Here is a 1,031-nt window from a genome sequence, read left to right as displayed (position 1 = left end):
ACCTGCACGTTGTCGCCCGGCATCACCATCTCGGTGCCTTCCGGCAGCGAGACCATGCCCGTCACGTCCGTGGTGCGGAAGTAGAACTGGGGACGGTAGTTGGTGAAGAACGGGGTGTGACGGCCACCTTCTTCCTTCGTCAGGATGTAGGCTTCGGCCACGAACTTGGTGTGCGGGGTGATCGAGCCGGGCTTGGCCAGGACCTGGCCGCGCTCGACGTCTTCACGCTTCGTGCCGCGCAGCAGCGCGCCGATGTTGTCGCCAGCCTGGCCCTGGTCCAGCAGCTTGCGGAACATTTCCACGCCGGTCACGGTCGTCTTGACCGTCGCCTTCAGGCCGACGATCTCGATTTCCTCGCCCACCTTCACGATGCCGCGCTCGACACGGCCGGTCACCACGGTGCCGCGGCCCGAGATCGAGAACACGTCTTCGATCGGCATCAGGAAGGGCTTGTCAACCGGACGCTCCGGCTGCGGGATGTAGGCGTCGACCTGCTTCATCAGCTCCAGGATGGCTTCCTTGCCGATCTCGGGGCTGCGGTCTTCCAGGGCGCACAGGGCGGAGCCCTTCACGATCGGAATGTCGTCGCCAGGGAAGTCGTAGCTGCTCAGCAGCTCGCGCACTTCCAGCTCCACCAGCTCCAGCAGCTCGGGGTCGTCGACCATGTCGACCTTGTTCATGAACACCACCAGCGCGGGCACGCCGACCTGGCGGGCCAGCAGGATGTGCTCACGGGTCTGCGGCATCGGGCCGTCGGCGGCGGACACCACCAGGATCGCGCCGTCCATCTGCGCCGCGCCGGTGATCATGTTCTTCACATAGTCGGCGTGGCCGGGGCAGTCGACGTGGGCGTAGTGACGGTTCGACGTCTCGTACTCGACGTGCGCCGTCGAGATCGTGATGCCGCGCGCCTTCTCTTCCGGCGCCTTGTCGATCTGGTCGTACGCGGTGAACGTCGCGCCACCGGTCTCAGCCAGCACCTTCGTGATCGCAGCCGTCAGCGACGTCTTGCCATGGTCAACGTGACCGAT

General features: G+C 65.5%; 1 protein-coding gene. It reads right to left on the bottom strand.

Annotation, left to right across the window (positions count from 1 at the left end; all coding sequences use genetic code 11):
- On the bottom strand, nt 1-1,031 hold a 1,031-nt coding region (gene tuf, locus FBZ88_RS30075), incomplete at both ends, for an elongation factor Tu (protein ID WP_145620666.1).

Origin of the sequence: Nitrospirillum bahiense (assembly GCF_007828025.1) — a bacterium.
In the GTDB taxonomy this organism is placed as follows: domain Bacteria; phylum Pseudomonadota; class Alphaproteobacteria; order Azospirillales; family Azospirillaceae; genus Nitrospirillum; species Nitrospirillum amazonense.
The sequence above is the reverse complement of the archived record's forward strand: the minus strand, read 5'-3'. Positions and strand labels throughout refer to the sequence as shown.